This window comes from Pseudomonas sp. Sample_10 (assembly GCF_004321495.1).
Classification (GTDB): Bacteria; Pseudomonadota; Gammaproteobacteria; order Pseudomonadales; family Pseudomonadaceae; genus Aquipseudomonas.
Genome location: NZ_RCOE01000273.1, coordinates 24,535 through 50,588, shown reverse-complemented (window position 1 = coordinate 50,588; position 26,054 = coordinate 24,535). Strand labels below are relative to the sequence as shown.

Here is a 26,054-nt window from a genome sequence, read left to right as displayed (position 1 = left end):
GTGGGGCGTTTTTTTGTGGCTGGGTTTTGCCATGGGGCAAATTCGGCTTGAGACTTGATCGTATAAATGGCTTTTTAAAGGTGCCGACAGGGAATGTCGATACCCGCTCAACCATCACGGTTGGCTTTGAGCTCTATACCACACAGTGGTATGTTTTTGGGGAAGGGATGCCAATGTCACAAAGGCTTTTCAAGACGAAACGCTTTGCAATGGTCGCCGGAAAGGCATGGATTGGAGATGATGAGCTTCGAGAGGCCTTCCTCGAAATGCTCAAAGGGCAGGCGGATAATCTCGGCGGCGGGGTCTGGAAGAAACGCTTGAACTCCAATCGCCATCGCTCGATTGTTTTGGCGAGGGGTGGTGAATACTGGGTTTACCAGTTCATGTATGCCAAAAAGAGTCAGAGCAATATCAGTCATACCGAGCTGATCGCGTTTCGGAAAATGGCCAAGACCTACGAGGGACTGACAGAGTTGCAAATCCAGTATTTACTGGATACGAGGGAGTTTACGGAGATTTTTTATGAGTAAGAAATTCAAGAGCGAGGCGTTTGAATCAATCCACGAATCTGCCAGTGCCTTGTATGCCATCGGCGCAATCAGCAAGGCGACCATGCGCGAATTCGATGCGTCGTGCCTGGCGAACGTACCGGACGCGATACCGGCCGAACAGATCAAGGCGCTACGTGAACGCAACAATGTCAGCCAACCGGTGTTCGCGCGTTACCTGAACACCAGCGCTTCTACGGTCAAACAGTGGGAATCAGGGGATAAACATCCCAGCGGCATGGCGCTGAAGCTGCTGAGCATCGTTCAGAAACATGGCCTGGAGATACTGGCCTGAGGAATCCGGCTGAACCCTGACCAACGGCAAGGGTCGATTAGCTGTAGGGCTTGCATGAGCCCCATTCAATCAGGAGCTGCCCATGGACTTCATTCGCATCATCATCGCTATCTTGTTGCCGCCACTGGGCGTGTTTCTGCAAGTAGGATTCGGCGGGGCGTTCTGGCTGAATATTTTGCTGACGCTGTGCGGCTACATTCCGGGGATCGTGCACGCGGTGTACATCATCGCCAAGCGTTGATTTACAGCGGCAGATTCATCACTCGCCGATAAAACGACCACTCCTGCTCCAGCGCATGGGCCTGGTTACCGGCCTTGCGGAAACCGTGACGTTCATCCGCGTAGTAATGCGCTTCGACCAGGAGGCCGTTGTTCTGCAAGGCTTCGACCATATCGCGGGTCTGTTGAGGCACGACCACGGCGTCCAGTTCCCCTTGGAAAAAGATCACCGGCACGCGAATGTTGTCGGCGTGCAATAACGGTGTGCGCGCGGCATAGCGCTGGGCGTCCTGCACTGGATCGCCGATCAGCCAATCGAGGTAGTCGCCTTCGAACTTGTGGGTAGCCCGGCCCAATGCCACCGGATCGCTGACCCCGTAAAGGCTGGCGCCGGCGCGGAACACGTTGTGAAAGGCTAGTGCGCACAGCGTGGTGTAGCCACCTGCGCTGCCGCCGCGGATGAACGCTTTGTCGCCATTGATCAAGCCACGATCGGCGAGATGGCTGACCACCGCGCACGCATCTTCGACATCCACCTCACCCCAACTCAAATGCAAAGCCTGGCGGTAGGCTCGGCCATAGCCACTGCTGCCGCGGTAGTTGAGATCTGCCACGGCGAAACCGCGTTGTGTCCAGTACTGAATTCGCGGGTCGAGCATCGGATAGCACGCCGAAGTCGGGCCACCATGGATGAGCACCACCAACGGTGGTTTCGCTTCCCCGGTCATTGCCGGATAGAAGAAACCGTGAGCCTCGCCCGAACCGCTTGGGTAACGCAGGGTCTGCGGGCGACTGATTCTTTCAGCGGGCAGCGGAGTGACACCTCCGGCCAGCACGTTTACCTTTTGCGACTGGCGATCGATCGCGATTACCGCAGCCGAACTGACCGGTGAGGCGGCGATGCAGTAAATGAACTGCGCATCGATGGCGAGGTGGCGGAAGCGGCTGTAATCGCTGGAATAGTCTTGCGTGGAATGACCACACAGGCCCAATCGACCGAAACCGTCTTCTGTCCAGCTCGCCAGATAGTCGCCATCATTCAGGGGTAACCAGGTGCAGCCACCGAGTTGCCAGGGTGCCGGACCATAATCGGCGGCAGCGCTTGGCAGTGGGGTCAGAGCGTTTTCCGCTTCCATCCACGGTTGCCAGTACCCGCCCCGATCCGTCAGGCAAAACAACCGACCGGCGTTATCGAATCTCGGTTGTTGCAGGGATTCTTCAGCATTGTCTCCGGCCACGCAGCGGGCCGGGCCGAAGGTGTTATCGGTCAGGCGCTCGGCAACCATCAAGCGGGTTGCGGTCCACGGCTGATGTGGGCGGCTCCACTCGATCCAGGCCAGTCGATGAGCGTCAGGACTGAGGGTCGGGGCCGCGTAGAAGTCGGCGCCTTCGGCCAGCAGGTGTCGCGTGCCGTCCGCCAGATCGATCGCGACCAAACGGTGCTGGTTGCCGTTTTCCTCAACCGTCAGCACCTGACCATTGGCGAACTGCAAATCACCGTAACGGCAGGTACCGCAGGTCAGCCTTTCTGGCGTCTCGCCCTGGAGCGATTGACGATACAGTTGCTGGTCAGCCTCATTGACGAAGACGATGCCGTCGGCAGTCAGACAAAACGCTCCACCGCCATATTCGTACACCCGACTGCGCACGCTGAACCCGGGCGGTGTCAGACACGTCGCTGTGCCAGCTTGCCAGTGCCAGACTCGGCACGCGGCGTCCTCCGGACGATATTCATTCCAGAACAAGCCGTGTGGGCCAACCTGTAACTCGGCAAAGTCGATACCGGCCGCTACTGCATTGGCGGCGCTCAGAGGTTCAGCTTTTGGCGATGAGGCGTGAATTTCGTTCATTGCGAAAGGCCAGTTGTTCGATGGTCTGGGTGGCGTGCTCGGCTTCTTCGCGGGCCTTGAGGATTACGCCGTGATGGGCGGATTTGCTGCACACCGGATCGGCGTTGCTCGCGTCACCGGTGAGTATGAATGCCTGACAGCGACAGCCGCCGAAGTCTTTTTCTTTCTCGTCGCAGGAACGGCACGGCTCGGGCATCCAGTCATAGCCGCGAAAACGGTTGAAACCGAACGACTCATACCAGATGTGTTGCATGCTGTGGTCGCGCACATTGGGAAACTGCACCGGCATCTGTCGGGCACCGTGACACGGCAAGGCGGTTCCGTCCGGCGTTACTGTCAGAAAAATACTGCCCCAGCCATTCATACAGGCTTTCGGGCGTTCTTCGTAATAGTCCGGCGTGACGAAAATCAATTTGCACGGATGCCCTTCGGCTTCCAGTTTGGCCCGGTATTCATTGGTGATGCGTTCGGCGCGCAGCAGTTGTTCTTTAGTCGGTAAAAGTCCGACACGATTGAGCTGCGCCCAACCATAGAACTGGCACGTGGCGAGTTCGACGAAGTCCGCTTCAAGGGCGATGCACAGCTCGATGATGCGGTCGATCTTGTCGATGTTGTGCCGATGGGTGACGAAGTTCAGCACCATCGGATAGCCGTGGGCTTTCACCGCACGGGCCATTTCCAGTTTCTGCGCGAAAGCCTTTTTCGAGCCGGCCAGCAAGTTGTTCACCTGCTCGTCGCTGGCCTGGAAACTGATCTGGATGTGATCGAGGCCGGCCTTCTTGAAGTCACTGATTTTCTGTTCGGTGAGGCCGATGCCGGAGGTGATCAGATTGGTGTAGAAACCCAATTTGCGTGCTTCGCCGATCAGCTCGGCGAGGTCCTGACGCACCAGCGGTTCGCCACCGGAAAAACCCAGCTGCGCCGCGCCCATTTCCCGCGCTTCACGAAACACCTTGATCCACTGTTCGGTGCTCAGCTCCTTGCCCTGTTCAGCAAAGTCCAACGGGTTGGAGCAGTACGGGCATTGCAGCGGGCAGCGGTACGTCAGCTCAGCCAACAGCCACAGCGGCAGGCCGATCTCGGGTTTGGGCGGTACTTGCACCGATGACTCAGGCAAGTTCGATCCAGTGCTGCGCACGGGCAACCTCCATGAATTGCTCGATGTCGTCACCGAGCTCGGGCACGCCGGGGAACTGCTGGTCAAGCGCCTCGATGATCGCCGCGACATCCCGCTCGCCATCAATCAAGCCACCGATCAACGCGGCGCTTTCATTGAGTTTAATCATGCCTTCCGGATACAGCAGCACGTGGCCTTTCTGCGCCGGTTCGTACTGGAAACGGTAGCCGGGACGCCAGCTCGGCGTCTTGCTGCGATCAAAGCTCATAAAGTGATTCCTTTGTGCCAGACCCGCTCACGGGTCACGCTGTGATATGGCGGGCGTTGCAGTTCGTAGGCCATGCTCATGGCATCGAGCATGCTCCAAAGAATGTCCAGTTTGAACTGGAGAATTTCCAGCATGCGCTCCTGGCCTTCACGGGTCTTGTAGTGCTCAAGGGTGATCGCCAGACCGTGCTCGACATCACGCCGCGCTTGACCCAGGCGGGTGCGGAAATACTCGTAGCCGGCCGGGTCGATCCATGGGTAATGCTGCGGCCAGCTGTCCAGGCGCGATTGGTGGATCTGCGGGGCGAACAGTTCGGTCAGCGAACTGCTGGCGGCTTCCTGCCAGCTGGCGCGACGGGCGAAGTTGACGTAGGCATCCACCGCGAAACGCACGCCGGGGAGCACCAGCTCTTGCGAACGCAGTTGATCCGGGTCCAGGCCGACGGCTTGACCCAAACGCAGCCAGGCTTCAATGCCGCCGTCTTCCCCCGGTGCGCCATCATGGTCGAGCAGGCGCTGAATCCACTCGCGACGGATCTCGCGGTCCGGGCAGTTGGCCAGAATGGCAGCATCCTTGAGCGGGATGTTCACTTGATAGTAAAAGCGGTTGGCGACCCAACCCTGGATCTGCTCACGGCTAGCGCGACCTTCATACATCGCCACGTGGTAGGGGTGGTGGATGTGGTAGAAGGCGCCTTTGGCGCGCAGGGCGGCTTCGAATTCGGTGGGGGACATCGGGGCGTCGGTCATTGCGGTTCTCCGGAATACAACCGGTGGGTTCTTTGGTGTCTGGTCTGGCGCCATCGCTGGCTAGCCAGCTCCCACAGGTTTTGTGTTGCGCCACAGATTTCGCGTGCACGATCAATCCCTGTGGGAGCTGGCTTGCCAGCGATGGGGCCATCAGCTACAGCACAATGCTCATGCCGTCATACGCCACTTCAACCTGGCGCCGATCCAGCTCTGCACGCTGCGGCGAATCCTCATCAAGAATCGGATTGGTATTGTTGATGTGGATAAGCACCTTGCGCTGTTTGGGCAGTTGCTCAAGCACTTCGAGCATGCCACCAGGGCCGTTTTGCGCCAGGTGCCCCATCTCGCGACCGGTACGGGTGCCGACGCCCCGGCGCTGCATTTCGTCATCGTCCCACAAGGTGCCGTCCACCAGCAGGCAATCACTGCCGGCCATGATCTCCAGCAATGACGCATCAACCTTGCCCAGGCCCGGTGCATAGAACAATTTGCCACCGGTGTTGAGGTCCTCGACGATCAGGCCGATGTTGTCGCCCGGATGCGGATCGAAACGATGCGGGGAGTAGGGCGGCGCGGCGCTACGCAGGGGCAGTGGGGTGAAACGCAGGTTCGGGCAGGCTGGCACGCTGAAACTCTGGTCGAGTTCAATGCGGTTCCAGGTCAGCCCGCCATTCCAGTGGTTGAGCATGTTGAACAGCGGAAAGCCGCTGCTCAGGTCTTCATGGACCATGTCCGTACACCAGACCTGATGCGGGCAACCTTCACGCAGCATGAGCAGGCCGGTGGTGTGGTCGATCTGGCTGTCCATGAGGATGATGGCGCTGATCCCGGTATCGCGCAGGGCACGGCCCGGTTGCATCGGAGCGAAGCTCTGGAGCTGGGCGCGAATGTCCGGGGAAGTGTTGCACAGCACCCAGTTCACGCCGTCATCGGAGATCGCGATGGACGATTGCGTCCGCGCCTTGGCCCGCAGGCTGCCGTCGCGAAAACCTGCGCAGTTCACGCAGTTACAGTTCCACTGGGGGAAACCGCCGCCGGCAGCGGAACCTAGAATCTGGACAAACATGGGCGCTCCATCATTTCAACGCTGAAAATAAAACGCCTCGGATATCCGAGGCGTTGTGCTGCTCAACTGCCAAGGCAGCGATTAGCGGCTTGCGAAGTACATGGTGACTTCAAAGCCGATACGCAGGTCGGTGTAAGCCGGTTTGGTCCAGGCCATAAATTGAACTCCTTCAGGTAGGGTAAGGACAGCGCTATCTATAGGTATAGTCCACCTCAAGTCAGAGATGTTCCAAATAGTTAGGCTGCTATGTTACTCAAAATTTCAGAGGGATTGCCCGTGAAACTTTGAGAAAGCTCGTTGCAGCCCCGGTAATGATCATTTTGTCGCTTGCCAAGGTGCGCCCGGTGCAATGCCGTTGGCCAGGCAGCGCCAGCCGCCCTCGGCTTGATTCAATCGCTGTGTGGCAGCCAGCAAAAGGGGGCGGTCGATCAGCAAAATTGCTTCGGGCAACTGTGTCAGATAATCCGACGAGCGGCCCGCCAGTTTGGCTTGCCACAACAACTCGGCTGCCTCGACGACGGGCAATGCGGTGCTTGAAAACTGGCCAGCCAGAATCTGACGCTGGGCGATGAAAGCGCTGTCGCCAATGGCATTGATCAGCTGCGGCAAACTCTCGAGGAACTGCTCGATGTGCTGCAACAGGTCCACTGGCGCCACGGTCGGTGATTGCACACCGAATAGCAGCCCGGTTTGCCCATGAATCTGCCGCAGCGCGCTGAACACGGCATAACCTAGCTGCAACTCCACTCGCAGACGCTGGTAGAACGACGTCTGGCAGATATGTGCCAGCAAACGCCACGCGGCTTCGTCGGCCAGTTCAGTGGTTGAAGTCGGACAGAACAGCAGGATCGCATGCTCGCTCGAATCGGTATCGACAATGCTCCATAGGCGTTGTGATGGGATCGAAAGCGGCGGGGTCTGCTGATTGTCCGGCGTTCCGGGAATGCGGCTCAAAGCGAGGCCCATGGCCGCTTGAGTCTGGGCGGACAGGCCAATCGCCAGGCCGTCCCAGCGTGCACTCGTCCAGAGATGCTGCATGTCGTCCGAGTTAGCGGTGTGGCCAAGACAGTGGTCAGGCAATGCCTTGAGCAATTGTCGAATCGGAATCAGCGCAACGCTTGCAGGTTCTGGCTGTACGACCACGGCATCAGGCGTTGTCAGCGCTTTCAGCGCGTGCTCCAGGATGATGGGCATCGGCTCCTGCAAGCCGGTCATCTTCAGAAGCCACTCATTTCCCGAAACGTTGAAGGAAAAGTCCACACCCGCCTGACGTGCATCTTCGCGTAGCGGACGCAGCGCGCTGTCGAGCCGCGATTGAAGATGGCTGTCGGGCGTCAAGAGCAGACGCCAGCGTAGATAAATCGCACCTTCAATGCCGTTGTCCGGCAACGCCTGGCTGAATTGCATTGGCGAACGTTCGCGACGACTGCGCGAGCGGTCTTGGGCGAAAGTGCGCAGACCACGGTGGGCGCTGGTCTGGCCGCGAATCAGTCCGGCGTTGGTGGCTGGCGGCTCGGTGTTCAGGAATGGATTGGGTGCGGGCAGTTGCCATGAACCGCTGAAGTTATCCACCGCGCCAATCTGTTTGAGGATTTGCTTCAGGGCTTCAACACCGTGCCCGGATAACCCGGCTTCGCGCTGCTCGCTGTCCCGTCGGGCCAGTTGCAACGCACTGCTGACTTGTTGCTGGCGCTGGAGCAGGGCAGCGTACTCTTCACGCAACCGGCTCCAGTCTTGCTGGGCGAAGAAGCTCAGCCAATCCATGAGACGCCTTGGTATGTCGCTCGCCGATACTTCGAAGGGCAATGTGAATTCGATGTGCAGCAAGGCTTGCCCGGCGAATTGATACAGCGGTTCTGCCTTGAGCTTTTCGGCCACGCCTTTCTCGCGTAAATCCGCGAGCAAGCCCCCCGGTTTCTCGGCATTGAGCCAATGGCACAGGAATTCCAGTGCTTCGGCGCAAGAGTCGGGCAGCGATTCAAGGGCAAACAGTAAATCGAGCCGACGTTCGTCAGCCTGTTGATAGCTTCTGTCTGACGTCGCCAGCAGCGGCGTGGGAAGGGGTTGCGGGACTTTTTCACCTTGGGCAACAACCGCACCAAAGGCTTCGGCCATCACCCGCAATTCATCGAGACTCTGCGGGCCGGCAAGGCTCAAAGTCATCTGTCCGGTCTGGTAGAAGCGCTGATGAAAATGTTGCAAAGCGTGCTGAAACTCGGGTTGCCCAAGGGGCAGGCTGTCGCGATTGCCAGCGTGGAAACCCCGCAGCGGATGAGTTTCAGAGAGCCCCTCGAACAAAGCCAGTCGCTGTTGCGCCACTGGATCCTGCGACCACGCGACAAACTCCGCATGCAGCACTTCTCGTTCCCGCTGCTGATCGTCCGGATTCATACGCGGATGCGCGAGCATGTCTGACAAACGTTCCAGACCACCGGCAAACGCCTGGGGCGACAATTCGAAAAAGTAATCCGTGTTGCGTTCGCTGGTCCGCGCATTCACTTGGCCGCCATGGCTTTGAACGTACGCCATCAACCCTTGGCCCGCAGGAAAACGCTCGGTACCGAGAAACAGCAAGTGCTCAAGAAAATGCGCCAGGCCAGGCCATGCCAGCGGCACATCGTGGCTCCCCGCAGCAACCCGCAATGCCGCCGCGCAGCGCTTCAAATTCGGGGCATGACGCAGCGTCACCCGCAAGCCGTTGGCCAGGGTTTCAGTATGGGGGCGAGGGTGATTCAACGCGGGCATGGGCACTTCCAGAACAGAGAAGCGCTCATGCTAGCGGATTCGTCAGCGCTTGTTCAGATCGCCGTAAAGCTCGGGGCGACGGTCGAGCAAATAGCGGTTGGCGGAACGCGAGTCGATCATCAGCTGACGATCCAGTTCACCAACGATCAACGCTTCATCAAGACCCGCTTGGGCGATACGGCTGCCATCAGGCGCGGCAATGCTGCTCTGGCCGCAGTAATGGATATCGCCTTCGTGCCCGCAGTAATTGGCGTAGGCCACATAGCACTGGTTTTCGAAAGCGCGGGAACGAACCGTGACATCGGCGACGAAATCAAAGGGAATCATATTCGCCGTTGGCACCAGAATCAGCTCGGCACCCTGGAGCGCCAGGCGCCGTGCGTTTTCCGGGAACTCCAGGTCGTAGCAGATCAGCAAACCAAGTTTCCAGCCGTTGAGTTCAACCACAGGGAAATCGTTGGCTCCGGCGCTGAACATCGAATGGTCGAGATCGCCGAACAGATGCGTTTTGCGGTAATTGCAGACACGCTCGCCGCTGGCGTCGATCAGTTGCACGGCATTGTAGATCTGCCCGTCCTCGGAGCGTTCGGGATAGCCATACAAAATGGCAATCCCTGCCGTTCGGGCAATGCGCGCGACCTGTTGCGCCGACTCACCGTTGTGCACTTCCGCCAGCACGCTGACGGCATCGATGCCGATGTTGTAGCCGGTCAGGAACATCTCCGGCAGCACCAGCAAATCGGCGCCTTTCGCCTCCAGCGCCAGTTGATGCAGGCGTTGCAGGTTGCCGGCGACATCCAGCGGCAACGGTGGACATTGGTAAAGGGCTACGCGCATTTCGGATTCCTCTTACTCGGGCAGGGCGATCGGTCCGATCTCGTTGAACACATCTCCTGGACCCGGATTCTCGGCGTGAGTTGCACCGCCGAAGTGTTTCATGATGCCCCACACTGCGTTGAGCGAGGTCTGCACCGCGCCTTCGACCCAGGCCGGCGTCCACGAAACGTCGTCACCGGCGATGAAAATCCCGCGCTGCTCGGCCGGCATGTCGTCCTGCATGAAGTGCGCGTACATGCGCTGGTTGTAGCGGTAGTGGCCGGGCAGTGCGCCTTTGAAGGCACCGAGGAAGTGCGGGTCGGCTTCCCACGACACGGTGATCGGGTCGCCGATGATGCGCGCGGCGATGTCGACTTTCGGGTAGATCTTCTTCAGCGCATCCAGCGCCAGCTTCACGCGTTTTTCCACAGGATGCGGCAGCATTTTCAGCGCGTCGCTCATCCACGAGTACGACAGGCAAATCACCCCCGGCTTGTCGTCGCCGTTATCGAACAGGTAAGTGCCGCGGGTCAGGCGATCGGTGAGGGTCATGCTCATCAGGTCGCGGCCGGTCTCCGGATCCTTGTCCTTCCAGAAGGGGCGGTCGACCATCACGAAGGTCTTCGACGATTGCATGTAGCGGGTGCGGTCCAGGGCCATCCACATCTTTTGCGAGAACAGGGTTTCGTCGCATTCGATCTGGGTGGTCAGCAGCCAGCTCTGGCACGTGGTCAGCACCGCGGCGTATTCGCGGGTGTCGCCATTGTTGTCGGTGACCGCAAATCTGCCCCCCGGCGCGTGGGCGATTTTCTTCACCCCGGAACGTGGTGCACCGCTGTGCAATGACTTGAGGCTGGTGCCTTGCGGCCAGTGCACGCAACGCTCAGGGACGTGGCGCCAGATGCCCTGCGGTACTTGTTCTACGCCACCGACCACCAGGTGTTGGTGATCGTCGCAGTTGGTCATCACCACGCGGAAGATTTCCAACATCGAGTTCGGGAAGTCCGAGTCCCAGCCACCGGTACCGAAGCCGACCTGGCCAAACACTTCACGGTGATGGAATGACAGCTTGGCGAACGCCTTGGAGGTGGCAACGAAATCGTAGAAGGTGCGGTCGTCCCACAGCGGTACGAGGGTGTTCCACAGCTCTTTGAGGCGCGGCACATCGCGGTCGCGGATGGCTTGCTGGATATCAGAGAACTGCGAGCCCGCTTCCAGGGCATCGGCCCAGGCGTCGGCGACTTCCTGGAAAAGTGCAGGAAGATCCGCCAATTTTTGTGCGTAATGGGTCTTGCCTTCCAGATCGATGACAGTGCTGCCTGAGGCCGGTGTCAGTGGGTTGGGGAAGGGCTTGGTTTCGAGATTCAGCTTGTCGACATAGTGATAGAACGCGGTGGACGACACCGGAAAGCGCATGCCGCCCAACTCGGCGACGATGCCGTCAGTGCCATTGAACGCCTGGGAGCGCAGGCGCCCGCCCAGCTTCGAGGCCTCATAGACCACGGGCTTGAGGCCCAGCTTCATCAATTCGTACGCTGCCACCAGCCCTGCGATCCCGGCGCCGACGATCGCCACTTCGGCACCGTGATTGTGCTCGGGAATGCTGCCAAGACCCGCCGGATGTTCGATCCAGTCGTCGAAGGCGAAAGGAAAGTCCGGGCCGAAAATAGTGACTGGTTTTTTACCGTCTGCAGGATGGCGATTGTTCTTGTTCATGGCTGACCTTGCTGGCGACCCGACGCGGGATGCGCATCTGAGTATAGGAAAAGATGCCAGCCATTCTAGAGAGCACAGAACACGTTAATAAGACGCAAAGTGTCGTCATTTTGCTATCGGTTTGATCAATATGACGAACTATCAATACACACTGACTACTGTGGGAGCGGGCTTGCCCGCGAAGAGGCCAGTTCTGGCACCAAAAATTATCGGCAAAAACTAAACCGGCTGCCCCCGATCAATCTTGCTACTCAAGATGATCGACGTCGTGGTTTTCTCCACACCATCCACACTGCCAATCTGGTCCAGCAACTGATCCAGCTGTTCCGGCGAATCAGTGCGCAACCACGCCACATAATCAAATTCGCCACTTACCGCACACAACTGCTGCACCTGAGCCATCGCGCTCAGACGCCGCAACACTTCCTTGCCGGAGCGTGGCTGCACGGTAATCCCGACATAGGCCTGCAACCCGCCATCCACCACCCGCTGCCCGAGACGTACGCCATAACCGGTGATGACTTTGGCCTTTTCCAATCGTGCCAGGCGTGATGTGACCGTGGTGCGGGCGATGCCCAGTTGCCGGGCCAGCATGGCGACGCTCTCACGGGCGTTGATCTGCAGGGCCGCGATCAACTGGCGGTCGATTTCATCGAGAACGGGTGGGCGAGTGTCAGGCAAGGGGAGTCTCCAGGGCGCCGATCAATGCGCAAGCATGTTACAGGCAGTTTCTGCACGACGCTCGCGACGGTTCCTTGGGCTAGCCTTAGTACCGTTCAGGACATTTCTGCCTGCGACAAATTGCCATAAGTAACCAGGTAGTACATTATTCCGCCCCTTGTCACAAATGGGGAAAAATCTCGACATGAAAAATTCTGGGGTTGCCGCTGGCAGCAAGTGGTTGCTGGCGGGGTTGGGTGTGTTGATTGCACTGATCGGGCTTGGCCTGATCGGTGGTGGCGGGTACCTGATCGCGCTTGGCGGTAGCTGGTATTTCCTGCTGATGGGCCTGGCGATGCTGGTGTCCGGGCTGATGATTGCCCGTCGCAAGCCGCTGGGTGCGTGGTTGTATGGCGTGGCGCTGATCCTCACCGCGATCTGGGCCGTCTGGGATGCTGGCCTTGAATACTGGCCGCTGGTCTCGCGCGTGCTGACGTTTGCCGTCATCGGCCTGGTCGTGGCGTTGATCTATCCGACCCTGGTCCGCGCTTCGGGCGCGAACGGCGGGCGTGGCGCCTACGGGTTGGCCGGTATTCTGGGCATTGGCGTCGTTGCGACGATGGCCTACATGTTCGTCCCGACCCACGTGGTGAAGAACGACACCGTCCCTCCGGTAACGCCGGTCACCCCGGGCACCGAGCAGAAAGACTGGGCGCATTGGGGCAACACCACCGCCGGCAATCGCTTTGCCGCGCTGGACCAGATCAACAAAGGCAATATCGACAAGTTGCAGGTCGCCTGGACCTTCCGTACCGGCGACATTCCGCAAAGCACCGGTGCTGGCGCTGAAGACCAGAACACCCCGCTGCAGATCGGTGACACGGTCTACACCTGCACCGCCTACGGCAAGGTCTTTGCCCTGGATGCCGACACCGGCGCCCAGCGCTGGAAGTTCGACCCACAAGGCACCGCGCCCAACTGGCAGCGCTGCCGTGGCCTGGGTTATTCCGAAACCCCGGTGTCATCGGACAGTCAGCCGGCCGCCTGTGCGAAACGCCTGTTTCTGCCGACCGGCGATGCACGTCTGATCGCAATCAATGCTGAAACCGGCGAGCCTTGCGAAGAATTCGGTAACAAGGGCACCGTCGACCTGACCACCGACATGGGTGAGGTGAAGCCCGGTTACTACCAGCAGACCTCTACTCCATTGGTCGCCGGAGACGTGGTGATCGTCGGTGGCCGCGTGGCTGACAACTACTCCACCGGCGAGCCGCCGGGCGTGGTGCGTGCCTACGACGTGCGCAGCGGTGAACTGGTCTGGGCCTGGGATCCGGGCAACCCGAACACCACCAAACGTCCACCTGCCGGCGAGACCTACACCCGCGGTACGCCGAACGTTTGGTCGGCGATGTCCTACGATGCCAAGCTCGGTCTGGTGTACCTGCCAACCGGCAACGCCACCCCGGACTTCTTCGGCGGTCAACGCACCGAGATGGACAACAAGTGGAACTCGTCTGTCGTCGCCATCGATGTGAAAACCGGTCAGGTGCGCTGGCACTTCCAGACCACCCACAACGATCTGTGGGACTTTGACCTGCCGGCGCAACCGCTGCTGTATGACGTGCCGGACGACAAGGGCGGTACTCAGCCAGCCCTGGCGCAAGTCACCAAGCAGGGTGAGATCTTCCTGCTCAACCGTGAAACCGGCGTACCGATTGCCCGCGTTGAAGAGCGTCCGGTGCCGCAAGGCCATGTGCCCGGCGAACGCTACTCGCCGACGCAGCCGTTCTCCGTCGACATGCCGTCAATCGGCAACAAGACCCTGACCGAGTCAGACATGTGGGGTGCCACACCGTTTGACCAGTTGATGTGCCGCATCCAGTTCAAGGGCATGCGCCACGAAGGCGTCTACACCCCGCCAGGCATGGATCGCGCGCTGCAATTCCCGGGCTCGCTGGGCGGCATGAACTGGGGCAGCGTTTCGGTTGATCCGAACACGAACTACATGTTCGTCAACGACATGCGCCTGGGCCTGGCCAACTACATGATTCCGCGTGACAAGATCGGCGCTGGAGCCAGCGGCATTGAAATGGGCGTTGTCCCTCAGGAAGGCACACCGTTCGGCGCGATGCGCGAGCGTTTCCTGTCTGCAGTCGGCATTCCGTGCCAGAAGCCACCATTCGGCACCATGTCGGCCATCGACCTCAAGACTCACAAGTTGATGTGGCAAGTTCCGGTCGGCACCGTGCAGGACACCGGCCCACTGGGCATCCGTATGCACCTGCCGATCCCGATCGGCATGCCCACCCTCGGCGCGTCACTCGCTACCCAATCCGGTCTGCTGTTCTTCGCCGGCACCCAGGACTTCTACCTGCGCGCCTTCGACACCGGCAACGGCAACGAAATCTGGAAGTCGCGCTTGCCGGTAGGCAGCCAGTCCGGGCCAATGACTTACGTTTCACCGAAGACGGGCAAGCAGTACATCCTGCTGACCGTGGGCGGTGCGCGTCAGTCGCCGGATCGTGGGGATTATGTGATTGCCTACGCTTTGCCCAAATAAGGGCTGAAGCTTGGGTAAAAAAGCCGCGCCATTGCGCGGCTTTTTGTTGGGCGAAAGAGAGGGTGTGGAAATCGGCTAGGATTGAGGCAGTCAAGGGTGCGAGGTGAAGGGCATGACAACAAAGTTACCTACCGCCGTGCGCGACCGTGCATTGCAGATCGCCCACCACGAAATGGGCCACTACGTCGTGGCCCGCGCCTTGGGCTTTGCCACGGGCGGCGTGACCTTGACGGTGACCAAGGATCTGCGGCACCACGGAGGGGCGTCCATTACCCTGGTGCGCCCCATTTCGTCGATGGAAGCCATGAAGGCGTATCTGGAAGCCCGGATGATGGTGCTCCTGGCTGGCGCCATGGCGCAGACACTCCCTTCAAAACCTTCAGCCGCAAAACACGTTGATAAGCCCAAAGCCACCGCGATCCTCAAAGGCGAGCAGGGGGCAGAACAGGATTACGCAAAAATCAGGGAGCTGCAGCACCTGCTTCGCAACATCACCTGCCAGGATAGCGATCCAGCGTCGAGCGAGCGCATAACGGCGCAGCTTAAAGCGATGACTGATCGGCTGTGGGGCCGGACTCAAGCAATCATCGAAGATCAGGCCGGGACGATTTCTGAATTGGCAGTGGCACTGGTGGACGGCATGGCGCTTGTGGAGCAATGGGGGCGGGCTGCGGACACGTATGAGGTTGTATGGACGGGGCAGATGCTGGAACGGTTGCGAGCCGTGCAGGCCATCCCTTCGTGATGTGTTTGGACTGAAAAACCTGGCTCTTTCAGTCCCAAAAAGGGAACGATCGGTCCCTTTTTGGGAGCTTTCAACTCTGCCGTGATTATTTTTTTTTCGAGGGGGCTGCTTCCTTTCGGGTTTGAGCAGGCCGCCGCGTTAGCACCTTCACCACATCATCAATCACCGCTTTGCTCATCGTCGTCAGGTAATGCGCAGCCCACGCGTGGCGGTCGGAGTCTTGGGCGTAGGCGGCGTCGACGGTCAGGGATTTGGCGAGGAACAGCAGGTCGGAGGCTTGGGCCAGGGCGTCGGCGATGGGGACGTCGCGGCAGACGTGGAACAGGGGTTGATCCGAGAGATACATGAAGGGGGTGAAGCCGACGGTTTTTAGTTCCGAAATCGCAGATGCATTTGTTTTGGTCATGGTGAAGCTCCTAATTTGAAGGGCTGCCGCATTCGTTTCCAAGCGAATGGGTGGCAGCTGTGCGCAGGTTGGAAAACCGGGAAATTAGGAAACCGGCACGCCCGAAGACGTCCCGCGCACAGCTGCCATAACTCGTGGTTGAGATAGGCAAACTGCTGCTTTCAATTTCGACGGGTTTCCAAGCCCGATCGCTGATTGGTCAGCGACGTCCGCAGACTATCCCGTCAAACAAAAGCGCAACAAGGCGGCAAAGTGCCCAACAGCAAGATTCGGAGTTTGCCTACAAGGTCCTAAGGCGTCATCCGATATTTCGACACCTTAAGTAAACGCAATTAACCATCAGTCTTCGGTGAAATAATCCGAATCGATGTGTTTGATCTCGTAGAGCGCTTCACGCTGCAGCCCAAATTGTTCTCGGCCATCAAGCGCGCCAGTTCCATGCCATCGATCAGCATCGACGACGCTTTTGCGCCAGACACGAAAAAGCCGCGCACTGCGCGGCTTTCTTGTTTGGTGGGCCCACACGGACTTGAACCGTGGACCAAAGGATTATGAGTCCTCTGCTCTAACCAACTGAGCTATAGGCCCTCAGTAGGTCGCGGATTATAGCGACGGTTTCGCGGCTGTGCTATCCGAAAAATCCAATACGGTTGTACGAAGAAACGTCGCGGCGAATTCGTCGGGGGGTAGGGGCAGGCTGACGATGTAGCCCTGGATTTGTTCGCAGCCTTCGGCGGCGAGGAATTGTTGTTGCGATTGGGTCTCGACACCTTCGGCAATCACGGTGAATTGCATGCTGCGTCCGAGTGCGATGATGGCGCGAACGATCGCCGCATCGTGGGGGTCGTCCGGCAGGCCGCGGACGAATGATTGATCGATCTTGAGGATGTCCAGTGGCAGGCGTTTGAGGTAGCTCAGTGACGAATAGCCAGTGCCGAAGTCGTCGATCGCCAGTTGCACACCCAAGTGCTTGAGTTGATGCAGTACCGCCAGCGCTTCTTCCGCCTGGCTCATGATGAAGTTTTCGGTGATCTCCAATTGCAGCAGATCAGGTTTTAGGCGGTAGTCCTTGAGCAGTTGTTCGATACGCCCCAGCAGGTTCGGTTGGCGCAGTTGCGCGCCGGCGAGGTTGACCGACAGCGGGCCAAGGCCTTCGTAGGATTTATTCCATTCATGCATTTGGCGGCAGGCGGTTTCCAGCACCCAATCGCCGATCTGCAGGATCATGCCGTTTTCTTCTGCCAGAGCGATGAAGTGCTCTGGCGGCACGTCGCCAAAAGTTGGATGGTGCCAGCGGATCAATGCTTCGGCGCCTACCAGGCGATAGTCGTCGAGGCTGATTTTCGGCTGGTAATACAGGTGCAGTTCGTTGCGTTCGATGGCGCGGCGCAGTTCATGTTCGAGGGCGACGCGCTCGCTGGCCTGGGCGGTGAGGTCGCGGGTATAGCTTTCGACCCGGTTACGCCCCTTTGCCTTGGAGCGGTACATCGCCGCGTCGGCGTTCTTGATGAGCGTGGCCACGTCGCAGCCGTCCTGTGGATAAAGGCTGGTGCCGATGCTGGAGCTGATGAAGAACTCATGCTCGCCCGCCTGGAATGGCGCGGTAAAGCAATTGAGCAACTTGGTGGCTATGTTGTCGGCATCGCTGGGTTGCTGCAGCCCGGGCAGGAGGATGATGAACTCGTCGCCGCCCAGGCGTGCCACGGTGTCGATATCCCGTAACTGCTCCTTGAGGCGAACCGCAATGCCCTTGAGCAGCAGGTCGCCGACCGGGTGGCCAAGGCTGTCGTTGATGTGTTTGAAGCGGTCGAGGTCGAGAAACAGCACTGCGCCCTGGCCACCGTTTTCCTTCTGGGTGTTGAGGGCGGTCAGCAAGCGGCTTTCGAACAACGTCCGGTTGGGCAGGCCGGTCAAAGGGTCGTGGTGGGCCTGGTAGTCAAGCTTGGCCTGGGCGTGTTTAAGGCTGGAGATGTCGGCGAACACCGCCACAAAGTGGGTGATGAATTTGTCGCGGTTGCGCACGGCGCTGATGGTCAGCCAGCTCGGGTAGAGCTCGCCATTTTTGCGCCGATTGGAAATCTCCCCTTGCCAGTGCCCCTCGGCCGTCAATTGGTGCCACATCGCGGCGTAGAACGCACTGTCATGCAAGCCTGAGGCAAGCAAGCGCGGGGTATGGCCGAGCGCTTCGCTTTCGCTGTAGCCGGTGATCTCGGTAAATGCCCGGTTGACCGCGCTGATGTGCTGTTGGGTGTCAGTGATCAACACGCCCTCGGCGGTGCTCTCGAATACGGTCGCCGCCTGTTGCAGTTTTTCCTGCATCAAGTGGCGTTCCGTGATGTCGCGGGCGATGGTCAGCATGCAGTCTTCGTCACCGATTGGCAGCGGACGGCTGGAGACTTCACAAAGGCGAATCTGCCCGTCGCTGCGGCGGATATGGCAACTGAAGTCGCGGACGAAACCGTCGCGGTGCAGCAAGTCGAGCATCTGTTTGCGTTCGTTGAGGTTGACCCAGATCCCCAGGTCCAGCGCCGAACGATCCACAGACATCGCGCTGTTGAACCCGGTAATTCTGCTGAACCCTTCATTGACCTCAAGCAGCAGACCGTCGCTCTGACGGGACAACAACAGGCCGTCCGGAGAGGCGTGGAAAGCCTTGGCGAATTTTTCTTCCGAGGTTTGCAGTTGCTGTTGGGTTTCTTTGAGTTGGGTGATGTCGCGCACGACCACCACCAGCGCCGGGGTTGTATCGAGGTCGAACGGTTCGGCGGAGATCAGGCCGGTAAACACCTGGCCATTGCTGCGGCGAAAGGGCATTTCCAGGTTGCGGATGCTGCCAGCCTGCAAGCGCTGCAGCAAACCCGGACCCACACCGGGAATGCCCCAGATGTTGAGATTGGTGGCGGTCTGGCCGATGACGTCTTCGGCACGCAAGCCGATCTGCTCTTCGAAGGCTTCGTTGACCTCCAGCAGGCAGCCATCGGACAGCCGCGCGATCACTAGAATGTCCGGGCATTGCTGGAACACCGAGGCAAACTTTTGCTCCGACAGCCGCAGTGCCTCTTCGGTACGTTTGGCCTCGCTGATGTCGATCATCAGCCCACGCATGACCGGTTCATGACCGTGTTCGATCAAGCTGACGATGTCACGCACCCACAAGCAGCGGCCATCGGCCGTGATCACTCGGTAATCGAGGCTGTGGTCGCGCCCGGCCAACACTTCGTGATCGCAAAAGCTTTGTGCTCGGATGAGGTCCGCGGGGTGAATGATGTTGCGCCAGAAGCCCGGGATCAGCCAATGGGACAGGGGATAACCCAGCAGATCCTCGGCGTGGGGCGACACATAGCTGTAGGTGAAGTCACTGATCCGCGCTTCCCAGGCGATGGCCGACAGGCTTTCCACCAGGCCGCGGTAGTGATACTCGCTGCTACGCAGTTCCTGTTCCAGATCGACCCGTCGAGCGATTTCCGAGCTCAGTCGCCGATTGACCCGGATCACCGCCACCAGCACGATAAACAGCAGCAGCAACCCCGGCAACCCATAGACCAGCAGGTCGGACCAGAACGTGCGGTGGTCGAGAACGTTGCCGACCCATTGCTCCTGGATGGCACTGATTTCGGCGGGGCTCATGTCGGCCAGGACTTTGTCGAGAATGCCGACCAGCATCTTGTTGTCTCGGGGTACGCCCATCGCCAGTTGATAACGATAAGGGGTTTCGCCGCTGACGTAGAGCCCGTCGAGCTTCAGCTGGCGCAGGCTCCAGACGCTGGAGGCGAGATCGCCCACCACGGCGTCCACCTCATCGATAGCCAGTGCCTGCAAGGCCGAGCTGACGTTGGGCATGGCTACCAGGTTCAGGTCGGGGTGGTGAGTGCGCAGCAGTTCGTGGGGGGCATAGTTTTCCACCACGGCGATTTTCAGGCCGTACAGGTCTTCGATCCTGCGTGGCTGAGCACCGCCAACATGGGCCAGGATAACAATCGGAAAATCCAGGTAAGGCCGGGTAAACGACAGGAAAGCCTGGCGTTCCGGTGTCGACATGATGCCTGGCAACAGATCGAGCTTGCCTTGCTTGGCCTGTTCCAGCACAACGCTCCAGCTGGCCGGTTCGATAGGCGTCAGTTTGACGGCCAATCGCTGGCGAATCACGTTGATATAGTCTGCCGCAAGGCCCTGGTAACGCCCTTCATCGTCGCGAAACTCAAAAGGGGGCCAAGACGCATCGACACCCAGGCGCAAGTCCGGGTGGTCCGCAAGCCAGCTACGTTCTTCGTCGGTAAGAGTCAGCGCGCCAGCCGTTGCGGTCCAGGTCATCAGCGACAGCAAAAAAAGCACGGTCGGCAGTCTGGGCATAACGGTCTCGTTATGGCTCGGGGAATGTTTCGAGTGTAGACGGGCAAATCGGCGGGAGGGGTATAGCGCGGGGATTTTATCTGCATAAAACAAAACCCCCGGCCTGGGCCGGGGGTTTTTTGATCACTCGTCGAGGAAGGAGCGCAGATGCTCGCTTCTCGTCGGGTGGCGCAGCTTGCGCAGCGCCTTGGCTTCGATCTGACGAATCCGTTCACGGGTCACGTCGAACTGCTTACCAACCTCCTCGAGGGTGTGGTCGGTATTCATGTCGATACCGAAGCGCATGCGCAGTACCTTGGCTTCACGGGCAGTGAGGCCGGACAGCACTTCGCGAGTCGCTTCTTTAAGGCTCTCAACGGTAGCCACATCGATTGGCGACTGCATGGTCGAGTCTTCGATGAAGTCACCCAGATGGGAGTCTTCGTCATCACCGATCGGGGTTTCCATGGAGATCGGCTCTTTAGCGATCTTCAATACCTTGCGGATCTTGTCCTCAGGCATTTCCATGCGTTCGCCCAGCTCTTCCGGGGTCGGTTCGCGACCCATTTCCTGCAACATCTGCCGGGAAATACGGTTGAGCTTGTTGATCGTCTCGATCATGTGCACCGGAATACGGATGGTGCGGGCCTGGTCGGCGATCGAGCGAGTGATCGCCTGACGGATCCACCAGGTGGCATAAGTCGAGAACTTGTAACCACGACGGTATTCGAACTTGTCCACCGCCTTCATCAGACCGATGTTGCCTTCCTGGATCAGATCGAGGAATTGCAGGCCGCGGTTGGTGTACTTCTTGGCGATCGAGATCACCAGACGCAAGTTCGCTTCAACCATCTCTTTCTTCGCGCGACGGGCCTTGGCCTCGCCGATCGACATGCGACGGTTGATGTCCTTGATCTCTGCGATGGTCAGACCGGTTTCGGTCTCCAGCGCAGTCAGTTTCTGCTGGCAACGAACGATGTCCGGTTGCAGGCGGCCGATGGCTTCAGCGTATTTGCTTTTGCCTTTGGCCAGTGCATCGGTCCAGCTTTCGTCGACTTCGTTGCCCGGGAACTGGCGCAGGAAATCGGCACGGGGCATGCGCGCATCACGAACGCAGAGCTGCATGATTGCACGCTCTTGCTGACGCAGACGATCCAGGGCACTGCGAACACGCTCGACCAGGCCTTCGAATTGCTTCGGCACCAGTTTGATCGGCATGAACAGCTCGGCCAGGGCCAACAGCTCGGCAATCGCTGCCTTGTTGTTGCGACCATGCTTTTTCAGCGCCTTGCGGGTGATTTCCATCTGATCGGCGACAGCGCCAAAGCGCTGTGCAGCGATGACCGGATCCGGACCGCTTTCGGCTTCTTCTTCGTCATCCGAAGCTTCGGCGTCATCGTCATCGGTATCGTCGTCCGCTTTCACGGCTTTCGGATCGATCGGCGGTGGCACTTCGGCGGCAGGCGGCGCAATGCCGTCGTCCGGGTCGATGTAACCGCTCAGGACGTCGGACAGGCGACCACCTTCGGAGGTGACGCGGGTGTACTCGGAGAGGATATGGTCAACCGTGCCAGGGAAGTGCGCGATTGCGCTCATCACTTCACGGATGCCCTCTTCAATACGCTTGGCGATTTCAATTTCGCCTTCACGCGTGAGGAGCTCTACCGTACCCATTTCGCGCATGTACATGCGCACCGGGTCGGTAGTGCGACCAATGTCGGTCTCGACCGCTGCCAACGCAGCAGCTGCCTCTTCGGCCGCGGCTTCGTCGGTATCGGCGTCGGCCAGCATAAGGGAATCCTTATCTGGCGCAACCTCGAATACGTTGATCCCCATGTCATTGATCATGCGGATGATGTCTTCCACCTGTTCCGGATCTGAAATATCCTCCGGCAGGTGGTCGTTGACCTCCGCGTAAGTCAGGTAGCCCTGCTCACGACCAAGGGTGATCAACTCTTTGATACGAGACTGCTGTTGCGCTTTTCCGGACATAACACCCTATCCACTGAAGGTCTTGGCGGGCAAAAAACAAGCCGAGGATTATACCTGAGCTATGACCTCACGCGCCAGTTGAGGTCGGGTTTGGTACTGCCATATTGCGTTTTAATAGGTCGCGCATCTGATTTGCGATCTGATTTGCTTCCTCGGCAGTCAATCCTGGCTGCTTCGCTTTCCTGATGAGTTCTTCCAGGCTATCGGTGTGCTGACCCGCTGATAACCTAGTAATGGTGTCTAAAAACTGTTGTTCAAGGTTGTCGCCTTGAATCAGCCATTCCTTTTCTGCCAGGGCCTTGAGCAAGCGGCCCTGTTCCGTGCCGTGCCATCGGGCCATCAGCTGAATTGAGTTTAGCTTAGGATTTTTCTGCACTGCCTCGATGAGGGCTACCAGCAATTGTGCGTAGGTGTTGCGCTCATTGGCGAAATGGTTGGCGGTTTCGACCTTGCCAGCCAACTGCGGATGATGAATCAGCGTGCGCAGCGCAATCAGCGTAGGGGCTTCGACAGCAATCGGTTTACGTGGAGGTTGGTCGCGATCCCCGCCGCGTTTGCCATTCTTGTCCCACGGTTTTTTGTCCCATTTCTTGCCGCCCGCACCGGGTTTCTTCGGCGTCCATTCCTGTTGCGGCACATACATTTCTTGCGATTGCGGCTGATGATAGTCGCTGAAATCGGGCATCGCGTCGTAATCGAAGCCGGGGTCGTAGGCCGGCGGCGCTTCCGGTGGGGCGCTTTGCGCCAGCTGGCTCACCGCTTCGCCGCTCAGGCCGGTGATTTCGCTGAGGCGCTGACGCATCAGGATGCGCAGGTTGGCGCCAGGCACTTTGTCGATCAGCGGTGCCGCGAGGGTGGCCATGTGGGCCTTGCCTTCCAGCGAGCGCGGGTCTGATTCTTCGGTCAGTTGCTGGAAGAAGTAGTCGGCCAGCGGCTGCGCGTGCTGATTGATTCGCGCGCGGAAGGCATCGGTGCCTTCGGAGCGGATCAGCGTGTCCGGATCTTCCCCTTCGGGCAGGAACAGGAAGCGGGCGCGGCGGCCATCCTGAAGGCTTGGCAAGGTTGCTTCCAGCGCGCGCCAGGCGGCATTGCGACCAGCCTGGTCACCGTCGAAGCAAAACAGTACGTTGGGCACCACACGAAACAGTCGCTTCAAGTGTTCTTCGCTGGTGGCGGTACCCAGCGTTGCGACGGCATTGCGCAGGCCTTGCTGGGCCAGGGCAATAACGTCCATGTAACCCTCGACAACAATGATTTCGTCGAGGTTGCGATTGTTTTTGCGCGCCTCATACAGGCCGTAAAGTTCCTGGCCTTTATGGAATACCGGTGTTTCCGGGGAGTTCAGGTATTTCGGCTTGTCATCGCCCAGGACCCGGCCACCAAAGGCAATGATGCGCCCGCGGCTGTCGCGGATCGGGAACATTACCCGGTCGCGGAAACGATCGTAGCGCTTGCCGGTTTCGGCATTTTCGATCAGCAGGCCTGCATCGATCATGGCTTTTTGCTGCAGGGTGTCGCTGCTCAAGTGTTTGAACAGATTGTCCCAGCCCGGCGGAGCGAAGCCGAGGCCGAAATCGCGGGCAATTTCGCCGGTCAGGCCGCGGCCTTTCAAATAGTCCACGGCAGCTTTGCGCGCAGGATGGCTTTTGAGGGCCTGACGATAAAAATCGGCGGCGGCGCTGAGCAGCGCATACAGCGGCGAATCGGTCGGCTGCCGAGGCTTGTGCGGGCGGCCGCTTTCTTCGCGAGGGATTTCCATGCCCGCGGCTTTGGCCAGTTCTTCGACAGCCTGGACGAAATCCAGGTTGTCGTGGTCCATGATGAAACCAAGGGCATTGCCGCCAGCGCCGCAACCGAAGCAGTAATAGAACTGCTTGTCGGGGCTGACGCTGAACGAAGGCGTTTTTTCTTTGTGGAACGGGCAGCAGGCCGTGTGGTTCTTGCCGGCTTTTTTCAGTTGCAGGCGCGAGCTGACCACATCGACGATGTCGGTGCGGTTCAGAAGGTCGTCAATGAAGCTCTGGGGAATCAGCCCGGCCATGGCGTTCTCGTCATCTGCGCTCAAGGGTGCCCGAAACGAAGGGCGGCCAAACGCGGGTCATTGTGTGAGGCGCGCAGGGTATGCGGCTCGACCAGTGTCGTCTGCGTAATCGCTATCGGGAAGTGTATCTGCCGAAAATCCACTGACGTTAATACTCATCAGTATTCGACTATTTGAAAGTGTTGCGCTGAATCCGGCTGCGACCCGTAACAGGTCTCGGATAGCTCATCATTTGGCATGCGGGTGATGCCTTGGGCTGATCGTCGTGAGAGGAATCAGTGGGTGTGCTCGTCAGTAGCCTTGAAAGACTCGTCAGAAAAGACGTGCACCGCTGGCAAAAGAGCCAGGTCTGACGTGATGAAGCAGATTTGTCTTGGTCGCATCTGCGGCTTCGACGGTGAAGCATCAAGCGTTTTACGCAAATGCCATTAGCCCGGCTGAGGGCCGGGCTTGGCAGAAGCTTGCTACGATCGTCTGTGTATTAGTACAGACGAACGGCGCGGCGCTGTTCGCGCTGAACTTTCTTGGCGTGACGCTTAACAGCGGCTGCTGCCTTGCGCTTACGCTCAGAAGTTGGCTTCTCGTAAAATTCGCGGCTACGAACTTCAGCCAGTACACCGGCTTTTTCGCAGGAGCGCTTGAAACGACGCAGAGCTACGTCGAAGGGTTCGTTCTCTTTTACTTTGACGGCTGGCATCCAGAGCTACCTTCATTCATTACCGGGGTCAACATCCTCGCGGCAAAAGAGCACTTGAAGACGTCGGTTTTTAAGGGTTGCGGATGTTAACCCCTCATCGCTCGGAATGCAAAGCCTCTGATCGAAAACCGCTGGTCGGGGCATCACGCGGCGACTATTATGCGCGCCTTCGAATTCAGCCTAAACAAGGCGCAAACCCATGCTAGTACTGGGATTAGAAACCTCTTGCGACGAAACCGGTGTCGCATTGTATGACAGCGAGCGCGGCCTGCTGGCCGACGCGCTGTTCAGTCAGATCGACCTGCACCGCGCCTATGGTGGCGTGGTGCCGGAGCTGGCCTCGCGCGATCACGTCAAACGCATGCTGCCCTTGATCCGTCAGGTGTTGGCGGAAGCCGACTGCGTGCCGACCGAGATCGACGCGATCGCTTATACCGCGGGTCCTGGCTTGGTGGGCGCGTTGCTGGTAGGTGCTTCCTGCGCCCAGGCGCTGGCCTTTGCCTGGGGTATTCCGGCCCTCGGCGTGCACCACATGGAAGGCCACTTGCTGGCACCGATGCTGGAGCCGCAACCGCCGCAATTTCCGTTCGTCGCTTTGTTGGTGTCCGGTGGGCATACGCAGCTGGTGCAGGTTGACGGAATCGGTCAGTACTCTCTGTTGGGCGAGACGCTGGACGATGCTGCAGGTGAAGCCTTCGACAAAACAGCGAAGATGATGCGCCTGAATTATCCAGGCGGGCCGGAGATTGCTCGTTTGGCAGAGCAGGGCGTTGCAGGACGTTTCGTTTTCCCGCGTCCGATGTGCGACCGTCCGGGCCTGGACTTTAGCTTCAGTGGCTTGAAAACCTTTGCATTGAATACCTGGCAACAGTGCGTGAGCGCCGGGGACGACGGCGAGCAAGCCCGTTGCGACATCGCGCTGGCGTTCCAGCAGGCCGTGGTGGAGACTTTGACCATCAAGTGCAAGCGTGCGTTGAAAGCGGCAGGCATGAAGCGCCTGGTGATCGCAGGGGGCGTCAGTGCCAACAAGGCCCTACGCTCTTCTTTGGAAAAAATGCTCGGGGACATGAAGGGCGATGTTTTTTATGCCCGTCCGGAGTTCTGCACCGACAATGGCGCAATGATCGCGTTTGCCGGTTGCCAGCGCTTGCAGGCAGGCCAGCAGGAAAGCCTGGCGATCAGCGTGCAGGCGCGCTGGCCGATGGAGCAGTTGTCGGCACTGTGATGAGCGGCGC

General features: G+C 59.1%; 22 protein-coding genes and 1 tRNA gene. 6 read left to right on the top strand and 17 right to left on the bottom strand.

Annotation, left to right across the window (positions count from 1 at the left end):
* Nucleotides 1–173: 173 nt before the first annotated feature.
* The 3 genes from D8U18_RS26040 to D8U18_RS26030 all read left to right on the top strand — a co-directional run bounded on the left by D8U18_RS26040 (nt 174) and on the right by D8U18_RS26030 (nt 1,084).
* A complete protein-coding gene (locus D8U18_RS26040) occupies nt 174–530 on the top strand; it encodes a type II toxin-antitoxin system RelE/ParE family toxin (protein ID WP_131108988.1) in 357 nt (118 codons plus the stop codon).
* Nucleotides 523–843, top strand: coding sequence for a DNA-binding transcriptional regulator (locus tag D8U18_RS26035; RefSeq protein ID WP_056853562.1), 321 nt, complete (start codon nt 523–525; stop codon nt 841–843). The genes D8U18_RS26040 and D8U18_RS26035 overlap by 8 nt, the downstream gene beginning before the upstream one ends.
* Nucleotides 844–925: 82 nt before the next feature.
* Nucleotides 926–1,084: a YqaE/Pmp3 family membrane protein gene (locus D8U18_RS26030; protein ID WP_003228885.1), complete on the top strand. Its 159-nt coding sequence runs from the start codon at nt 926–928 to the stop codon at nt 1,082–1,084.
* A 1-nt stretch (nt 1,085) separates the two neighbouring features.
* Here D8U18_RS26030 and D8U18_RS26025 read toward each other — a convergent pair whose 3' ends face one another.
* The 10 genes from D8U18_RS26025 to D8U18_RS25980 all read right to left on the bottom strand — a co-directional run bounded on the left by D8U18_RS26025 (nt 1,086) and on the right by D8U18_RS25980 (nt 12,070).
* On the bottom strand, nt 1,086–2,912 hold the full coding sequence (locus D8U18_RS26025; protein WP_131108950.1) for a S9 family peptidase: 1,827 nt from the start codon (nt 2,910–2,912) through the stop codon (nt 1,086–1,088).
* On the bottom strand, nt 2,878–4,050 hold the full coding sequence (pqqE, locus tag D8U18_RS26020) for a pyrroloquinoline quinone biosynthesis protein PqqE (protein ID WP_131108948.1): 1,173 nt from the start codon (nt 4,048–4,050) through the stop codon (nt 2,878–2,880). The genes D8U18_RS26025 and pqqE overlap by 35 nt, the downstream gene beginning before the upstream one ends.
* Nucleotides 4,022–4,297, bottom strand: a complete 276-nt coding sequence (gene pqqD, locus D8U18_RS26015) for a pyrroloquinoline quinone biosynthesis peptide chaperone PqqD (RefSeq protein WP_056853559.1) — start codon at nt 4,295–4,297, stop codon at nt 4,022–4,024. Before pqqD ends, pqqE begins: the two co-directional genes overlap by 29 nt.
* Nucleotides 4,294–5,046: a pyrroloquinoline-quinone synthase PqqC gene (gene pqqC, locus D8U18_RS26010; RefSeq protein ID WP_131108946.1), complete on the bottom strand. Its 753-nt coding sequence runs from the start codon at nt 5,044–5,046 to the stop codon at nt 4,294–4,296. The genes pqqD and pqqC overlap by 4 nt, the downstream gene beginning before the upstream one ends.
* A gap of 154 nt (nt 5,047–5,200) precedes the next feature.
* Complete coding sequence (pqqB, locus tag D8U18_RS26005; RefSeq protein WP_056853557.1) at nt 5,201–6,112, bottom strand: pyrroloquinoline quinone biosynthesis protein PqqB; 912 nt, start codon at nt 6,110–6,112, stop codon at nt 5,201–5,203.
* Between the two features lie 81 nt (nt 6,113–6,193).
* Nucleotides 6,194–6,268, bottom strand: coding sequence for a pyrroloquinoline quinone precursor peptide PqqA (gene pqqA / locus D8U18_RS26000; protein ID WP_003444522.1), 75 nt, complete (start codon nt 6,266–6,268; stop codon nt 6,194–6,196).
* A 159-nt stretch (nt 6,269–6,427) separates the two neighbouring features.
* Nucleotides 6,428–8,857 carry a pyrroloquinoline quinone biosynthesis protein PqqF gene (gene pqqF, locus D8U18_RS25995; RefSeq protein WP_131108944.1) on the bottom strand — a complete coding sequence of 810 codons (2,430 nt, stop codon included), beginning with the start codon at nt 8,855–8,857 and terminating at the stop codon, nt 6,428–6,430.
* A 42-nt stretch (nt 8,858–8,899) separates the two neighbouring features.
* Entirely contained in the window at nt 8,900–9,694 is a 795-nt protein-coding gene (locus D8U18_RS25990) for a carbon-nitrogen hydrolase family protein (protein WP_056853555.1), read from the bottom strand.
* A 12-nt stretch (nt 9,695–9,706) separates the two neighbouring features.
* Nucleotides 9,707–11,389: an NAD(P)/FAD-dependent oxidoreductase gene (locus D8U18_RS25985; RefSeq protein ID WP_130907973.1), complete on the bottom strand. Its 1,683-nt coding sequence runs from the start codon at nt 11,387–11,389 to the stop codon at nt 9,707–9,709.
* Between the two features lie 219 nt (nt 11,390–11,608).
* Nucleotides 11,609–12,070, bottom strand: coding sequence for an Lrp/AsnC family transcriptional regulator (locus D8U18_RS25980; protein WP_007980298.1), 462 nt, complete (start codon nt 12,068–12,070; stop codon nt 11,609–11,611).
* 184 nt (nt 12,071–12,254) lie between these two features.
* On the opposite strand from D8U18_RS25980, the gene D8U18_RS25975 reads away from it, so the two are divergent.
* The gene (locus D8U18_RS25975; protein ID WP_131108941.1) at nt 12,255–14,609 is read left to right on the top strand and encodes a glucose/quinate/shikimate family membrane-bound PQQ-dependent dehydrogenase; all 2,355 of its coding nucleotides are present in this window, start codon (nt 12,255–12,257) and stop codon (nt 14,607–14,609) included.
* Nucleotides 14,610–14,721: 112 nt separating this feature from the next.
* Entirely contained in the window at nt 14,722–15,354 is a 633-nt protein-coding gene (locus D8U18_RS25970) for a peptidase M41 (RefSeq protein ID WP_130905971.1), read from the top strand.
* Between the two features lie 85 nt (nt 15,355–15,439).
* Here D8U18_RS25970 and D8U18_RS25965 read toward each other — a convergent pair whose 3' ends face one another.
* From D8U18_RS25965 to rpsU, 7 genes are all read right to left on the bottom strand, one after another.
* Nucleotides 15,440–15,760, bottom strand: coding sequence for a DUF3077 domain-containing protein (locus D8U18_RS25965; RefSeq protein ID WP_131108939.1), 321 nt, complete (start codon nt 15,758–15,760; stop codon nt 15,440–15,442).
* A 339-nt stretch (nt 15,761–16,099) separates the two neighbouring features.
* On the bottom strand, nt 16,100–16,285 hold the full coding sequence (locus D8U18_RS25960; RefSeq protein ID WP_130905970.1) for a hypothetical protein: 186 nt from the start codon (nt 16,283–16,285) through the stop codon (nt 16,100–16,102).
* Nucleotides 16,272–16,348: transfer RNA gene (locus D8U18_RS25955), tRNA-Ile, on the bottom strand. Before D8U18_RS25955 ends, D8U18_RS25960 begins: the two co-directional genes overlap by 14 nt.
* A 15-nt stretch (nt 16,349–16,363) precedes the next feature.
* A complete protein-coding gene (locus D8U18_RS25950; protein WP_130930501.1) occupies nt 16,364–20,110 on the bottom strand; it encodes an EAL domain-containing protein in 3,747 nt (1,248 codons plus the stop codon).
* Nucleotides 20,111–20,233: 123 nt separating this feature from the next.
* Nucleotides 20,234–22,081 carry an RNA polymerase sigma factor RpoD gene (gene rpoD / locus D8U18_RS25945; protein ID WP_056853549.1) on the bottom strand — a complete coding sequence of 616 codons (1,848 nt, stop codon included), beginning with the start codon at nt 22,079–22,081 and terminating at the stop codon, nt 20,234–20,236.
* A gap of 67 nt (nt 22,082–22,148) precedes the next feature.
* Nucleotides 22,149–24,122 (bottom strand): DNA primase, encoded by a 1,974-nt coding sequence (dnaG, locus tag D8U18_RS25940; protein ID WP_056853548.1) that lies wholly within the window; start codon nt 24,120–24,122, stop codon nt 22,149–22,151.
* Between the two features lie 481 nt (nt 24,123–24,603).
* The gene (gene rpsU / locus D8U18_RS25935) at nt 24,604–24,819 is read right to left on the bottom strand and encodes a 30S ribosomal protein S21 (protein WP_002551877.1); all 216 of its coding nucleotides are present in this window, start codon (nt 24,817–24,819) and stop codon (nt 24,604–24,606) included.
* Nucleotides 24,820–25,018: 199 nt separating this feature from the next.
* Between rpsU and tsaD the strand changes: the two genes are divergently transcribed.
* A complete protein-coding gene (gene tsaD / locus D8U18_RS25930; protein ID WP_131108937.1) occupies nt 25,019–26,044 on the top strand; it encodes a tRNA (adenosine(37)-N6)-threonylcarbamoyltransferase complex transferase subunit TsaD in 1,026 nt (341 codons plus the stop codon).
* Nucleotides 26,045–26,054 lie beyond the last annotated feature (10 nt).

Coding starts and splice junctions, on each gene's coding strand:
- rpsU (WP_002551877.1), bottom strand. CDS start 24,819: ATGCCAGCCGTCAAAGTAAAAGAGAACGAACCCTTCGACGTAGCTCTG.
- dnaG (WP_056853548.1), bottom strand. CDS start 24,122: ATGGCCGGGCTGATTCCCCAGAGCTTCATTGACGACCTTCTGAACCGC.
- D8U18_RS25985 (WP_130907973.1), bottom strand. CDS start 11,389: ATGAACAAGAACAATCGCCATCCTGCAGACGGTAAAAAACCAGTCACT.
- D8U18_RS26030 (WP_003228885.1), top strand. CDS start 926: ATGGACTTCATTCGCATCATCATCGCTATCTTGTTGCCGCCACTGGGC.
- pqqC (WP_131108946.1), bottom strand. CDS start 5,046: ATGACCGACGCCCCGATGTCCCCCACCGAATTCGAAGCCGCCCTGCGC.
- pqqB (WP_056853557.1), bottom strand. CDS start 6,112: ATGTTTGTCCAGATTCTAGGTTCCGCTGCCGGCGGCGGTTTCCCCCAG.
- pqqF (WP_131108944.1), bottom strand. CDS start 8,857: ATGCCCGCGTTGAATCACCCTCGCCCCCATACTGAAACCCTGGCCAAC.
- D8U18_RS25990 (WP_056853555.1), bottom strand. CDS start 9,694: ATGCGCGTAGCCCTTTACCAATGTCCACCGTTGCCGCTGGATGTCGCC.
- D8U18_RS26035 (WP_056853562.1), top strand. CDS start 523: ATGAGTAAGAAATTCAAGAGCGAGGCGTTTGAATCAATCCACGAATCT.
- pqqD (WP_056853559.1), bottom strand. CDS start 4,297: ATGAGCTTTGATCGCAGCAAGACGCCGAGCTGGCGTCCCGGCTACCGT.
- tsaD (WP_131108937.1), top strand. CDS start 25,019: ATGCTAGTACTGGGATTAGAAACCTCTTGCGACGAAACCGGTGTCGCA.
- rpoD (WP_056853549.1), bottom strand. CDS start 22,081: ATGTCCGGAAAAGCGCAACAGCAGTCTCGTATCAAAGAGTTGATCACC.
- D8U18_RS26025 (WP_131108950.1), bottom strand. CDS start 2,912: ATGAACGAAATTCACGCCTCATCGCCAAAAGCTGAACCTCTGAGCGCC.
- D8U18_RS25975 (WP_131108941.1), top strand. CDS start 12,255: ATGAAAAATTCTGGGGTTGCCGCTGGCAGCAAGTGGTTGCTGGCGGGG.
- D8U18_RS25970 (WP_130905971.1), top strand. CDS start 14,722: ATGACAACAAAGTTACCTACCGCCGTGCGCGACCGTGCATTGCAGATC.
- D8U18_RS26040 (WP_131108988.1), top strand. CDS start 174: ATGTCACAAAGGCTTTTCAAGACGAAACGCTTTGCAATGGTCGCCGGA.
- D8U18_RS25950 (WP_130930501.1), bottom strand. CDS start 20,110: ATGCCCAGACTGCCGACCGTGCTTTTTTTGCTGTCGCTGATGACCTGG.
- D8U18_RS25965 (WP_131108939.1), bottom strand. CDS start 15,760: ATGACCAAAACAAATGCATCTGCGATTTCGGAACTAAAAACCGTCGGC.